1 pseudogene is annotated in these 228 nt (G+C 38.2%); it reads right to left on the bottom strand.

Going from position 1 to position 228, the window contains the following annotated elements:
- Positions 1 to 228 (bottom strand): annotated as a pseudogene (locus V6260_RS18795) (COG3014 family protein); the annotation flags it as partial.

Raw genomic sequence — 228 nt, 5'->3', positions numbered from 1 at the left:
AATTCACTTAGGGCTTCGTCAAACCCGTGTTTTTTAGCAAGGCGCATTACATCTTGCTGTAAATAAATATTGTTAGGGTGTATAGCCAGTGCTTTTTTATAATCAATATAGGCGTCGTTGTATTGTTTAGCACTTTGGTAAAGCAAAGCAGATAAGTAAAATGTGTAGGCAATTTGAAAGCCATTTATTACATCTCTGGTCACATTGCCCATGCTAGGGTAGTGCAGC

Source organism: Pseudoalteromonas aliena (genome assembly GCF_038155085.1).
Taxonomy (GTDB): domain Bacteria; phylum Pseudomonadota; class Gammaproteobacteria; order Enterobacterales; family Alteromonadaceae; genus Pseudoalteromonas; species Pseudoalteromonas aliena_A.
The sequence above is the reverse complement of the archived record's forward strand: the minus strand, read 5'-3'. Positions and strand labels throughout refer to the sequence as shown.